We start from the raw sequence: 13326 nt of genomic DNA, 5'->3' as shown, positions 1-13326 counted from the left end.
TCCACACATTTCCACGATTTCGGCCGGATCCTTGCGGATCCGGCCAACAGAACTGCGCTAACAGGAGAATTGCCTTGAAGACCAAGCTCATGGCCGGCGCGTCGGCGCTGACCCTCGTGATACTCGCGCCCGGCGTCGCTCAGGCAGTGCCTTCCGGTGCTTGCGGCGTGCCCGCTACCTCTGCCGATCCCAATGTCGTCTCGTGCATCAGCGACAGCACCGATTTCGCCAATGGTATCAGCTACGACCAGTCGACATATGGCACGCCCGCCAATCTGAGGATTGATATCTACGGCACGGCGGTTGTTAACGCGACCGGAACCCCGACCGCGGTCACCATCAGCGGGTCGGCGAACCACGACGCCTTGATCAGCGCGCTCGGCGGATCGAAGATCACCGGCACCCAGACCGGGCTTGAGGCAACGACGTCGGGCACCGGCAATGCCGTGATCGAGAACCACGGCACGGTCAATACCGGCGGCACGGGCGCGTTCGCAGGCGCACTGGGCACTGGCTCGGCCACCATCACCAACGCCAGCGATGGTACTGTCACTGTGACGCAGCCATCGAGCGGCGGCGTCATCGGGGGCGTGGGCCTTGGCATCACCGGCACCAACGGCAGCATCGTCAATCAGGGCACGGTCACCGTCAATTCGGCCGGATCCGGCCAATTCTTCGGTCTCGGTGCCAGCGGCCTTGGCGGCGGTACGCTGACGGCGACCAACTCCAACCTGGTAAAAGTCACCACCGACGGCGCGGACGCAGTGGGTATCGGCACTGTACCCAGCGCGGGTAACTTCGTGCTGGCCAACAACGCGACGCTCACTGTGTCGTCGAACACCGGCAGCGCCACGGGCCTTGCGGTCAGCGGCAACGGATCGACCGGAACCAGCGCGCTCACGAACACCGGCGCGCTTTCCGTCACTTCCACCAGCGGCAGTGCGACCGGCATGTCGGTCGATCAGGCTACCGACGCGACCATGGCCGCCACCCGCACCAGCGCCGCCAGCACCTTCACGGTCTCCGGCGCCGATGCGACTGGCTTTGCGGTTACCAATGCCACCGGCGCGGTCAGCGTGACGGGTTCGGGCCAGTATGTCGGCGTGACCGGCACCAACTCGGCGACCGGCGTTTCGGTTTCCGGCGGGACCACGCAGACCGTGGCCTTCGCGCCTGCAACTGTCGGCGGCACGGCCTACCCCGGTGATCTGGACGTGCGCGCGGGCAGCGATGCCAGCGGCGTAGTCCTGAACGGCGCGACCGACGCGGTTTCGGTGGGCTTCACCGGTGCCAATCTGACGGTCACCAGCACCGGCGCGGGAGCCAAGGGTATCGATGTGACCGGCGGCAGCTCGGTCGACATTTCGGTCATTCCCGGCAGCGGTAACGGCGCTTCGCTGACGGTTTCGGCGGCGGGCGGCGATGCCAGCGGAATCTCCACTTCCGGCGCGACCGGCGCGCAGAGCGTGACCCTCGGCGATCTGTTCAACGTGACCAACACGGCTGGTTCGGCCGTCGGCATCTCGCTGGAAGACGGCACCGATCAGACCGTGTCGCTTGCCATCGGTGCAACGGTGACGGGTTCGGACGGGGCTAGCGGAGTTGCCCTTGCCGGCGGCACCGGCGCCGTTTCGGTGACCAGTTCGGGTGCGCTTACCGTCGAGGGCGGAACGGGCGACGCTTATGGCGTTGCCATCGCGGACGGCTCCAGCCAGCAGGTTCATCTTGCCGGCGCGCTTGATGTGACCGGTGCCGGCTTAGTCTATGGCGTTTACTCTACCGACAGCACTGGCGCAGTAGCGATCACGGCGGCTGACACGGTCAATGTTACCAGCAGCGATGGCGAAGCGGTTGGCGCTTTCGTTTATGACGGAACCGACGTTGCGGTAAGTTTCGCCAAGGGGCTGAACGTTCAGGGCAGCACTGTCGCTGCAGGCGCGGTTGCCGTCGGCAGCGGCGCTCTCTCGATTGCTTCGATGCAGGACGTTTCCGTCAATGCGGGCGACGGGATCGCATTCGGTACATTCATGGCCGGGGGCACGTCGCAGGTGGCGACTGTCGGCGGCAACCTCAACGTCGCAGGCGGCGTTGGCGGTTTTGGGTCGAGCCAGAGCGGTGCCACCGGCGCGGTTTCGCTGGCAATTGCCGGCGATTTCACCGGCGCCAACTTGTTCGAAGGCCTTGTCCAGCAGGGCGGTACGACCCAGTCGATCGATCTGGGCGGCAACTTCTCGCTCACCTCGACGAGCGGCGATATCCAGGGCGCCGATCTCACGGATTCGACGGAAAGCGCCAGCCTGACGGTTGGCGGCACGTTCGACGTCTCGGCAGCCGCCGGTTCGGCGATCGGCGTCAACCTTTCCGGTAACGACGGATCGGTGTCGCTGGCTCAGGGTATGGCGGTTTCGGCAGCGGGGGCGTCGGCCTTCGGTCTGACCGCTTCCCTCGACGGTGACGCGAACGTCACGCTGGGCGGTGCGCTGTCCGTTACCAACGATGCGTCCTCTCTCGGCGGCACGGCAACCGGTCTTTCGATCGGGAGCCTGGGGGCTCAGACCGTTTCGCTTGCCGGGCCGGTCACGGTTTCGGCGGACGGCACGGCCAGCGGCATCGGCCTCTACGGAGACAGCGGCGCGATCTCGCTGACCACGGCAGGTCTGGTCTCGGTACAGAGCGCCAGCGGTGCCGCGCAGGGCGTTACCGTCGATGGCGGCAGCGACCAGACGGTCACGCTGACAGGGGGCCTCGATGTCAGCGCGGCCGGTGATGTCGGCGGCGTGGAACTGGCGGACGGCACGGGCACTGCCACGCTGCATCTTCCGACGTCGCTTTCCGTCACCAGCACGGACGGTGCGGCCACCGGCATTTTAGCGCATGCGGGCAATAGCCTCGTCGTCGATGGTGGCGGCGCGATCACTGCTACGGGGGCGACGGGTGCCTATGGCGTGCAGACCGCCGACTTCACGGGAACCCAGAACCTTGTGCTGGGCGATGTGTCGGCAACGACGCAAACCGGTGAGGTTTTTGGCGTTGACCTTGCAGGCAGCGGCGCAATTGCACTGGCGGATAGCGGCAGCGTAGTCGTCGCTTCGGGCAGCGGCACTGGTGCGGGCGTCTCACTGGTCGGCACCGGTGCGGACGGTGCGCTCACAGCCTCGCTGGCCGATGTGCAGGCGAGCGGCGACGGCGTGCAGGGCGTGATCCTGTCGCAGACCGGTAACGGTGCTAGCGGCGCGATCACTGCCACGCTCGCCTCGGTCTCCACGACCGGGGCCGATGCCAGCGGTGTGACCGTGCGCGGCGCCGATGCGGGTACGGTTTCGCTCACGTTGGGCGGATCGGTGACCTCGGCGCTGCTGCGCGCGGCGGCTGTCGACCATTCGGGCGGCGTTTCGACGCAAGGTGACAATGCCAATGGCGTGAACTTCATCGTCGGTGACGGTGCAGGCTCGCTCACCAACCTGGGCTCGGTCACCACTGGGGGTGCGAATTCGGACGGTATTGCCGCCACGGCGACCGGCACCGGTTCGATCTCCATCAACAGCTGGAACGTCGCGACCAGCGGCGCCGGTTCCAACGGCATTTCGGTCCAGACCGGCAGCGGCGCGCAGACCCTGACAGTCCAGACCGTGGCCGTTACCGGCGCAGGCGCACGCGGCATTGTCGCCACGTCAGGCAGCGGCGCGATCACGCTGGCCAGCACCGGCGTATCGGCTGCGAGCGGAGATGCCGTCAGCCTGAACTCGGCCACTGGGGACGTCTCGGCGACGCTGGTCGGCGGCGGTAACACCGTCTCGAAGACGGGCGCGGGCCTTGCCATCACCACCGGCGGCAGTGCTGCAGTGACGCAGGGCGCTGCGGCAACGCTCCACGGCGCGACGTATGGTCTCGTCTCGGATGCGGCAGGCGGCCAGACGGTCGTGCTGTCTGGCACGGTCGGCGCGGACAGCAACCACGCCGTCGCGCTTTCGGGCGGTGCGGCAACGCTGACCAACAACGGCACGATCAACGGTTACATGACCTTCGACACGGCCTCGACCACGCTGACCAACGCGGGCACGTGGAACGCGCAGGGCGGCAACAGCACGTTTGCGGGCAATGCCACGGTGATCAACAGCGGTACGCTGAACATCAATGCGGCAGCGACTGCGGCGGCAACGATGAAGCTGACCGGCGTCACCACTTTCCGCAACTCGGGCACGATCAGCCTCGTCAACGGCCACACCGGAGACGTGCTCGATCTCGGCAATGCGGCCTTCGTGGGCAGCGGCAATTCGCGTGTCGTGCTGGAAGCGAACCTTGGCGCCAGCGCCGTGGGCAGCAATCCGGCACAGTCGGCCGACCAGCTCAATGTCGGCGCGGCGTCCGGCACAACGACCATCGTCATCACGGATCTCAGCGGCAGCACGGCAGCCAAGTTCAACTTCGACGGTATCCGTCTGGTGAACGCAGCGTCGGCGACTGCCGGTGCTTTCGTTCTCGATGGCGGCGCGGTCAACAAGGGCTTCGTCGATTATCAGCTGGTCACCGATGCGACGGGCAATGTCGATCTGGTCGGTGTGCCCAGCACGCAGGCCTTCGAACTGGTGCGCACCGGTGCCGAAGTGCGCCACTACTGGCGCCGTTCGGGCGATGCATGGTCCGATCAGATGCGCGGTATTGCGCCGAAGGACGGCACCTCGCTCTGGGGCCAGGTCCTTGGCGGCAGCGAGACCAACCGCTCGCGCCCGCTGTATTCGGAAACCGTGCTGGGCACCGCTAAGACGTTCGCACCTAACCTCGACGTGCGCGACACGTGGTGGGGCGGCCAGTTCGGCTTCGACTGGGGCCATGGCAGCGACCAGAGCGGCGACTGGGGCGTCGGCATGACTGCGGGCTACGTCTCGCAGGAAGGCAAGGTCAAGTCGACCGGCGACCAGATCAAGCTCAACGGCGGCAACGTGGGCCTTTACGCCCGCTATCGCAGCGCAGGCGGCTTCTTCGCCCACGGTCTGGCGAAGCTCGATCGCTATTCGCTGAAGTACGATATGGACAACGGCGCCAGCGCGCCCAAGACCAACGGCACCAGCTATGGCGTCGAGATCGAGGCGGGCTACCACATCCGCACCGGCATGCTGTTCCTCGAACCTTCGGCCAGTGCATCGTGGACCAATGCCGACCTTGACGGCTTTGCCGCGACGCAGGGCGGCGTCGGTGCGAAGTTCAACCATGTCCAGAGCTTCTATGGCCGCGCGGGCCTGCGCGCGGGCGTGGAGACCCACTCGGGCAATTGGGCGATCCAGCCCTATGTCGGCGCGAACTGGGAAGGCGAAATGAACGGCCGCCCCGGTGCCACGCTGTCTTCGGGCGGAGAGGACCTCTACTTCCGCGATGATGCCGAAGGCGGCCGTGCGCGTTGGGAAGTGGGTGTGCAGGGCGCTTCGGACGGTCTCTCCGCCTTCGCCAAGGTGGAAGGCGTTACCGGTTCGGGCAGCAGCGGTGTTGCTGGTCGTGCAGGCGTTGCTTTCCGCTTCTGACGGCAGCGAAAGTACAAAAAAGGGGGGGCGGCGCACTTCGGTGCGTCGCCCCTTTTTCTTGTTCCGGTCATTTCCCCGGTGTTTGAGACCGCAAATAGGCGATCAAGTCCGCGCGCGTGAGCGGGTCTTCCACGCCGGCGAATTGCATCGTCGTGCCCGGCACCATTTTCATCGGGTTGGCGATCCATGCATTGAGCGTGCGCTCATCCCATGTGCCGCCGTGAGACGAAAGCGCGGCCGTGTAGCCATAGCGGGGGCTGTTGCTGGCGATGGGCTTGCCGAAGACGCCGTAAAGGTTGGGACCGCCCCGATCCGAAGCGCCTTCGATGATGCTGTGGCAGGCGGCGCATTGCCGGAATTTCCGGGCACCGACATCGGCATCCGCCACTTTCATCAGGGCATCGAGCGACGGATGGGGGCCCGCTGCCCGCAAGCGTTCTTCGCGATGATCGTCGCCGCAGCCGCCGAGCCCCAGAGCAAGTAGGACGATCGATGCCAGCCGAATGAGGGGGCGCTGAATCACGTCGCGGTCGCCCGACCACCGGGACCCATCACATCACCTTCACTCACGATAGCCTCCGTGCCGATCCATACAAAATTTTGTGCGGCTTTTTGCATGGATATTGAATCCATGCAAATGGTGTTATATATGGCATGTATACTCAAGCAAATCGATTAAGGCTCCGCCCGATGCTGGATCAAGACGCCACTCCCAAAAGCAAAGGCCAATGGATCTTCCGTTGCGGCCTGAAAGGGCTCTGCCCCCGATGCGGCAAGGGGCCCATGTTCCGTAAATGGCTCAAGCTTCAGGATACGTGCCCGACGTGCGGCCTGAACTACAATTTCGCCGCCCCGGACGATGGCCCGGCTTTCTTCTCGCTGTGCATCGTGGCCTTTCCGCTCACCTTTTTTGCGGTCTGGTTGCAGGTTGCCTATGAGCCGCCGTTCTGGGTGCATTTGTTGACATCGTTCCCCTTGCTCGGGATCGGCTGCGTGGTTCCCCTGCAATACATCAAGGGGTGGCTGGTCGCTTCTCAATATGTGAACAAGGCGCAGGAAGCGGGCACCGAAAAGCTTTGGGCGGATCTTCATGCCCGCGCCGAGCGCAAGGGCGATTGATGTGGGCATGCAAACGCTATCCAAAGGGCTCGATCTTGCATCGCGACTGGTTTCGGACCTCTACGAGGCGATCAACCGCCCCGATCTTGCCGGGATGATCCGCGGCGGGGAGGCGGATGATTTTCCCGAAATCGAAGTTGTGGCCGCGCTATTGGCAGATCAGGCGGCAAGAATGGCCCGTTATGAGGCCGCCTTGGTTCAATATGCGGATCCCGGCTTCTGGGATGAAGCGACTCCAGGCGGTGCGCTGGCCAACCACGATGGCGGCGAGATGGCAAGAAACGTCCTTGCCGGGCGGCCGCCTTTCTTTCATCGGGACTGACAAGGCATGCAAACCGCATGCATATTCCGGAAGGCTCCCATGCAAGGCTGGATACCCGATATCAGCGCGGCGCGCGGACCGAAGTACCTGGCGATTGCCGAGGCGCTGTCGCGCGATATCGATGCCGGAACGCTGCGGCCTGGTGAGCGCCTGCTGCCGCAGCGAGCGCTCGCGGAAGCTCTGGCGGTGGACCTGACCACCGTGACCCGTGCTTACGGCGAAGCCCAGCGCCTAGGCCTTATCGAAGGAAGCGGACGGCGCGGCAGTTTCGTGCGTGCCAAGGCGGTTTCCTCGCCCGGCATTTCGCCTGGCGACCCGGGCGATGTGGGTATGAACGCGCCGCCGGAGGCATTCGGTGGGACTTTGGCGGCCGCGTTTCGCGATTGCGCCTCCGCGCTCCTTTCATCGGACAGCATGGCCCTGCCATTCCAGTATCAGCGCAGCGGCGGCGGATCCGGCATACGGCAGGCCGGTGTCGAGCTTCTGGCAGCTCGCAACATTCCGTGCAGCGAAGACAGCGTCCTCGTGGCGGCGGGCGGGCAGAACGCGCTTCACGCCATCTTCAGCGCCGAATTCAGCGCTGGTGACGTGATCGCGGTATGCGCATTCGCCTATCCGGGATTGCTGGCACTGGCCCGCAGGTTTGGTGTCGAACTGATCGCGATCGCTTCCGACGAGGGGGGAATGGACCCGGCCGCGCTTGACGAAGCTTGCGCCGCGCGCCCTATTCGCGGTCTCTACATCGTTCCGACTAACGACAATCCAACGACAGTGACGATGCCGCTTGAGCGGCGGGAGGCCATTGCCGCAATCGTCAACAAGCACGATCTCCTGCTGATCGAAGACGATGCCTATGGTTTCCTGCCAAGGAACCCTGTCAGTCCGATTGCCTCGCTTGCCCCCGACAATACGTGGTACATTGCCAGCGTATCGAAGGCTTTGACGCCGGGACTACGGGTTGCCTGGCTGCGCGCTCCGGATGTGGCGAGGGCATGGCGGCTCGCGGCCGACATGCATGAGACGGCTATCATGGCCCCGCCGCTGAATGCCGCCGTAGTGGCAGAGTGGATCCGCACCGGCACTTTCGAGAAGCTCGTCGGGGAAGTTCGCAGCGAAGCCCGCGCGCGGCAGGCGATTGCGCGCAAATGTCTCCCGAACGAAGCCTTCGGATCGCAGGACGACGGGTATCATCTGTGGGTCGCGGCGGGCGATGGCGCCCATCCGCAGCACATTGCGGACGCTCTGCGCCAGCACGGTCTTTCCGCGATTCCGGGAGATGCTTTCGCGGTCGACCGGGCATCGAACTCGGGAAGCGCCATGCTTCGTGTCTCGATTGGCGGATCGATTTCCAGAGAGAGATTGCAACGAGGCCTGATCTTGTTGGCTGCTCTGATCCGTCCGGAGGCATCCCGAAGGGTCAGTCTGGTTTAATCCGGAACCGCACGGCTGGAAGCGATGTCCCGGAGTGCGTCCTTCATCGCGTGCTTGGCCGTGTTCGCGGCCGGAAAACCGGCATAGGGCACTGCGAGGTAGAGCATTTCCTCAAGCTCTTTTTGCGTGATCCCGAAATCCAGCGCGATCCGCACGTGGTGCTTCAATTCTTCCGTCTGGCGCAGCGCCATGAGCATGCCGATGACGACCGCGCTGCGCATACGGTTTTCCAGACCCTCGCGGGACCAGACGGTGCCGTACGCGAATTCGGCGGCCCAGGCCGCGCATTGCTTGCCGAAATCGTCTGAGTCGATGTGTTCGCGCAGGTCCGCCTCAAGCGGTTCGCCAAGGACGTCACCGAGCAGCCGAACGCCGCGTTCCTGCTTGTCGGAAGGGGTTCCCATCGCTTTCACACCTCACAATTCGTTGCAGCGAACGTGGACTTTGGTCTCGTCATTCGGGCCGCGCAGAGTGGCGAACATCGCGGGAAGGTCGATCAGCGGGATCTCGTTGGTCACGATGGTCTTGGGATCGACGTGGCCCTTGTCCATCTGGCTCGCGATGTATGTGAACTCCTTCATCGAATAGCCCACCGCGAACTGGATCGAGACGCATTTGTACGATGCGATCGCGGGAATAATCGGATCGGGCGCGGTGCAGAAGCCCAGTGAGACGATCCGGCCGAACTGCTCTGCATGCTGGATCGCCTTGGTCAGCATGCCTTCGGCGCCGACGCATTCGAACACGATCTGCGGCGCGCCGCCCAGCGCTTCCGCGACCTCGCCGATCTCGTTGTCGCCATAGGCAACGAAAGCGTCCGCTCCCATCGCCAGCGAGAGATCCTTGCGGCGCGCCGAGCGCGACATGGCGACGATGCGACCGGCGCCCAGTCGCCGTGCCCAGTAGATCGCGTAAAGCGCGACCGTGCCGCCGCCCAGTACGAGCACGCGGTCGCCCGGCCTGATCGACGCGAAATTGACGCCGTAGAGGCTGATGGCGAGGGGCTCGATGAGCGCGCCGTCGGTGAGCGACAAGGTCGAGGGTAGCCGCGTCGCGACGCTCACCGGAATGCTGGCAAACTCCGCGAAACCGACCATCGCCTTGGCCGGGCTCGACCGACACAGCACGTTATTGCCGTGGGCATGGCAGGACTGGCACTGGCCGCAGGCTACCGAGGGCAGCACCGCGATCCGTTCGCCGATCCGGAACCCCTCGACCTCGCGGCCGAGTTCGACGATCTCGCCCGCATATTCGTGGCCGAAGCGGGCGTTCGGGCCGTAGTCCCAGACCCCGCCCTTGGTCATCGACAAGTCGGTTCCGCAGATGCCGCAGCGATGGACGCGGATGAGCACTTCGCCCGGGCCGGGGCGAGGTTCCGCCACTTGCTCGATGACGATGGGCTGGCCGCTGCCGGGATAGATCGCTGCCTTCACTTGGCCTTCTCCACCAGATCGAAGCGCTGGATATAGTCTCCGAACGGCGCACGCGCCTGTTCTTCGGTCATGCCGTAGTCGGCGATCGCATAGCGATGGACGCCGTGCTGCAGCTCTGGCTTTTCCTCGATCCGCCGCGCGAAACCGGCGCGAGTGGTATCGGGAATCTCCATGCCGATGAAATCGTAGATGCGTTCTAGCACGTCCATCGGCTGGCGATGGAAATCGCGGTGCACCACGTCGAGCACTTGTCCCGGATGGCGGCTGCGGACCGCCTCCGCCTTGCGGACCGCGTTTGCCCATTTCGCCACTTCGCGCTCCAGCATGATCGCCGCGCGTTGGTCGGCGCGGTCCTGTTCGATGGTTGGGTGCGAGGCCATCAGCAGCGAGACCAGTGAGGGGATCGCCTTGGCCGGATCGCGGTGCGTCTGGATGACTTTGGCATCGGGAAACACCGCAAACAGCAGGTCGAGATTGTCGATATGGCCGGGGTTCTTGAGGAGCCAGCGCTTGTCGCGGTCGTTCATGCCGATGAGTTGGACGCATTGGCGATAGTAGTCGTAGGCCGGTGCTTCGCTCTGGCATTGCCACCAGGCGTCATAAGTTGCCGCCGACCAGCCGCAGTTCCAGAGGTTCGATACGAACGAATGGCGCAGCAGCATGCAGCATTCGTGGACTTCCTCGGCCGCGACGTGATGCGCGGCGCGCTTCTGCGGCGCCACCGCATAGCGTGCCTCGATGAGGGCGAGGGACTTGCGGAACTCGGGATAGTTCTCCCACTGCTCCACCGGCGGCCGGGGCATCGGCGCGTCGAGCAGCCAGGTCTGCAATCCCTGAAAACGCGGATCGACCGCCATCAGGCGGTGCAGGGCAGTGGTGCCGGTACGAGGGATGCCGGTGATGACGACCGGGCTGGCGATGGCGACCGCATCGAAGCCGGGATTGTCCTTCATTGCGCGGAAGGCCCCGGCGCGGCTGCGCAGGACGCCTACGATCTGGCCCCAGGCGGCCCGGCGGCCCCGTCCGGTGAAGTGCGGGTCGTAGTCCATCGACTGGAGCATGACCTTGAGGCCGGGGAGATAGTCGCCCGGCCCGAAGTCGTCATGACCCAGTTCGGCGGCGACGATCTCATGCGCCCGGTCGCTGGCGGTGCGGAACTGCTCCGGGGGATCGTAACCGAAATCCATGACCTAAACCTCTCTCGATTCCCTGTTTTTCCAGCTGCGCAGGCGTGGTTACCAGCGCCGCCGCCGCTGACAGGCGCGCACGCGCTGGCGCAGTTCCTCGGCGCGTTCCTCGGGTGTCACCACCGGCGTATCGGCAGGCAGATGTGCGCGGAGGTCGGCAAGCTTGACGCGGGTGATCGTTGGAGTGGGCTCGCTGTCGCAGTCGTACCAGCGGCCATAGATGCCACCCTCGGTATAGCCCGCCGGATCGAGCCAGTTCGGCACGCCCGGATCTTCCAGCGCGATCACCGCGCGGTACTTTCCGTCCGTGCCGAGCTTCGCATAGTGCCCGTTGGAGCTGGAAATCCGATAGACGTATTCGAGTGCGTTGAAGTACGGGTCGTTGAGCTGGATGTTCCAGTACGGCGCCCGGGCCGGGATATCGGTCTCGATGATGAGCGCCTCGTCCGGCTCGAACTGGAAGCAGGCGGGCCAATAGACCTGCTTGACCAGCGCGCCCGGCATGCGGATCGGCTCGAAGACATTGAAGCCGACCCGTTCCTTTACGCCGTTCTGCATCGGATAGTAGAGTTTGGTCTTGCGGCCGGGGAATTTCGCCATCTCCCGGATGCGGCGCAGGATTTCCTCGGGCGAAAGGCGCGGCTTGGGCGGGACGGGATCGAGGCACTCGATCGAGAGGCGCGGGTCCACTTCGTTCAGCCAGTCGTAGCTGCGATAGCGCAAGTAGAGATAGCCTGCCTCGGGATCGATCTTCGCCCATTTGCCTTCGTAGCCGGCCGGGCGTTCGGTGCTGAAGATCACCGAGAAATCCTCGCCAAGTTCCAACCCAAGATCGCTGTCGTCCACTTCGTTGTGGCCATTGGGGCGGGGCATTTCGTCGACCGACCCGGACTGCACCTTCTGGCTGGTGAAGGAGAGGATCTTGCAGGTGCCGCGATTGCCGGAGATCCGGTAGGTCAGGTCGCCCCGGATCGGCGACTGGACGTAGATATCGTCCGGATTGGGCTGAAGCGTGTAGACCGGGTTCCAAAGCGGCGCCCAGTCCGGATGTTCGGGCGTGGCGTGAAAATACGCGAAATAGGCGTAGGACAGGCTGGTCATCGTCTGGCGATAGACGTCTGCCCGGTAGGCGGGATCGTCCGGCCGCCATGTCTTGTCCAGATTGACGACCGCGCTTTCAAGATCGGTCAGATAGGCAAGCAGCGTTGGTTCGATTTCCACGACGGTAGCCTCTCCCTGCCGATGCCCGGACCGGCGTCATAAAAGATAGTGATAACTATCTATCTTCGTGAACGCGCTTCCGGCAAGCGATTTTCCGCAGCCGATGCCCGATCTCTCTACGCTGCAGCGATCTTACTTCTTTTGGCTGCCCATCATGAACGAGGGATCGATCGCCCCGGTCATGACGCCGCTGGCGAAGCCCTGATCGGTATAGAGAAACGATCCGGTCACCGCGCCGTTGAGCGGGCTGTTCAGCAGGATGAGCGGCCATGCCTGATCCTCTGCCGTCGCGATCCGGCCGAGCGAGGGGTAGGGCCAGCTATCGAGGAATTCTTGGCTCAGCACGTCGGCGGACTGTTCCATGAACGCCGTCTTGGTGGGGCAGGGGCCGATTGCGTTGAAGCGGATGCGGCGGGAATTGCCCAGTGCAACCGCTGCGTTCTGGACCCAGACGACCAGCATTTCCTTCGACGTGGTGTAGCCATCGCGCAGGCGCTTCGCGGGATCGGCCTCTACCCATGCCAGCGCTTCGTCGGGATCGGAGATGGCCAGCATTTCAAGGCTCTGGGCAAGGTTCTTCTGCCAGCCCATCGCGGCGTCCGAGGAGATCAGCGCTATTCCGGCGCCATCGGCCAGCGAGGGGACGAGCTGCTCCACCAGCAACCGCGTGCCGATGTAATTGACCCGCATGCAATAGAGCGCGCCCTTCACATGGGGCGGCAATCCGGCGCAGGGAAACAGAAAGTCGATGGGCGCCAGCGCCTTGAGCGCCTCGGCCGTAGCGCGGACTTGCGCGAAATCGGACAAGTCGCAGGCGTGGAACCCGGCATGGGGTACCTTGGGCGCCTGGATATCGACAATGTGCACCAGGGCCCCAAGTTCGCCGAGAATGCGGGCGACTGCCTCACCCATGCCGGACGCTCCGCCCGTGACGACCACGGTCTTGCCCCGATATCCCAGCCCATCCAAGCCTTGCACCATGCGCTCACTCCCATCCCGATAGCTGCCGGTTTGGCCACCGGCTTTCGCGTTCCTCATTACGGCGGCGCTATTGGCGATGCAAGATAGATAGCATACACTATCATAATGTGCCGAAG

General features: G+C 64.4%; 10 protein-coding genes. 4 read left to right on the top strand and 6 right to left on the bottom strand.

What is annotated here, in order from left to right; translation table 11 throughout:
* Window positions 1-74 precede the first annotated feature (74 nt).
* Window positions 75-5516, top strand: coding sequence for an autotransporter outer membrane beta-barrel domain-containing protein (locus EDF56_RS20855; RefSeq protein ID WP_132391152.1), 5442 nt, complete (start codon window positions 75-77; stop codon window positions 5514-5516).
* 67 nt (window positions 5517-5583) lie between these two features.
* On the opposite strand, the gene EDF56_RS20850 is transcribed toward EDF56_RS20855, so the two are convergent.
* Window positions 5584-6036, bottom strand: coding sequence for a c-type cytochrome (locus EDF56_RS20850; protein WP_243652753.1), 453 nt, complete (start codon window positions 6034-6036; stop codon window positions 5584-5586).
* Window positions 6037-6206: 170 nt separating this feature from the next.
* Between EDF56_RS20850 and EDF56_RS20845 the strand changes: the two genes are divergently transcribed.
* From EDF56_RS20845 to EDF56_RS20835, 3 genes are read left to right on the top strand one after another with little or no spacing between them, the layout of a single operon-like run.
* Window positions 6207-6635: a DUF983 domain-containing protein gene (locus EDF56_RS20845; protein WP_132391274.1), complete on the top strand. Its 429-nt coding sequence runs from the start codon at window positions 6207-6209 to the stop codon at window positions 6633-6635.
* A gap of 7 nt (window positions 6636-6642) precedes the next feature.
* Window positions 6643-6957 carry a hypothetical protein gene (locus EDF56_RS20840; protein ID WP_132391150.1) on the top strand — a complete coding sequence of 105 codons (315 nt, stop codon included), beginning with the start codon at window positions 6643-6645 and terminating at the stop codon, window positions 6955-6957.
* A 39-nt stretch (window positions 6958-6996) separates the two neighbouring features.
* The gene (locus tag EDF56_RS20835; RefSeq protein ID WP_132391148.1) at window positions 6997-8388 is read left to right on the top strand and encodes a PLP-dependent aminotransferase family protein; all 1392 of its coding nucleotides are present in this window, start codon (window positions 6997-6999) and stop codon (window positions 8386-8388) included.
* On the opposite strand, the gene EDF56_RS20830 is transcribed toward EDF56_RS20835, so the two are convergent.
* The 5 genes from EDF56_RS20830 to EDF56_RS20810 all read right to left on the bottom strand — a co-directional run bounded on the left by EDF56_RS20830 (window position 8385) and on the right by EDF56_RS20810 (window position 13210).
* Entirely contained in the window at window positions 8385-8792 is a 408-nt protein-coding gene (locus EDF56_RS20830) for a carboxymuconolactone decarboxylase family protein (protein WP_132391146.1), read from the bottom strand. The genes EDF56_RS20835 and EDF56_RS20830 overlap by 4 nt on opposite strands.
* A gap of 12 nt (window positions 8793-8804) precedes the next feature.
* The gene (locus EDF56_RS20825; RefSeq protein WP_132391144.1) at window positions 8805-9821 is read right to left on the bottom strand and encodes an alcohol dehydrogenase catalytic domain-containing protein; all 1017 of its coding nucleotides are present in this window, start codon (window positions 9819-9821) and stop codon (window positions 8805-8807) included.
* A complete protein-coding gene (locus EDF56_RS20820; RefSeq protein WP_132391142.1) occupies window positions 9818-11008 on the bottom strand; it encodes a sulfotransferase in 1191 nt (396 codons plus the stop codon). Before EDF56_RS20820 ends, EDF56_RS20825 begins: the two co-directional genes overlap by 4 nt.
* A 48-nt stretch (window positions 11009-11056) precedes the next feature.
* The gene (locus EDF56_RS20815) at window positions 11057-12229 is read right to left on the bottom strand and encodes a hypothetical protein (RefSeq protein WP_132391140.1); all 1173 of its coding nucleotides are present in this window, start codon (window positions 12227-12229) and stop codon (window positions 11057-11059) included.
* Between the two features lie 132 nt (window positions 12230-12361).
* Window positions 12362-13210: an SDR family oxidoreductase gene (locus EDF56_RS20810; RefSeq protein ID WP_165912300.1), complete on the bottom strand. Its 849-nt coding sequence runs from the start codon at window positions 13208-13210 to the stop codon at window positions 12362-12364.
* Window positions 13211-13326 lie beyond the last annotated feature (116 nt).

This window comes from Novosphingobium sp. PhB165 (assembly GCF_004341845.1).
GTDB lineage: Bacteria > Pseudomonadota > Alphaproteobacteria > Sphingomonadales > Sphingomonadaceae > Novosphingobium.
Note: the sequence above shows the minus strand (reverse complement) of the source record. Positions and strands in the feature narration are given on the sequence as shown.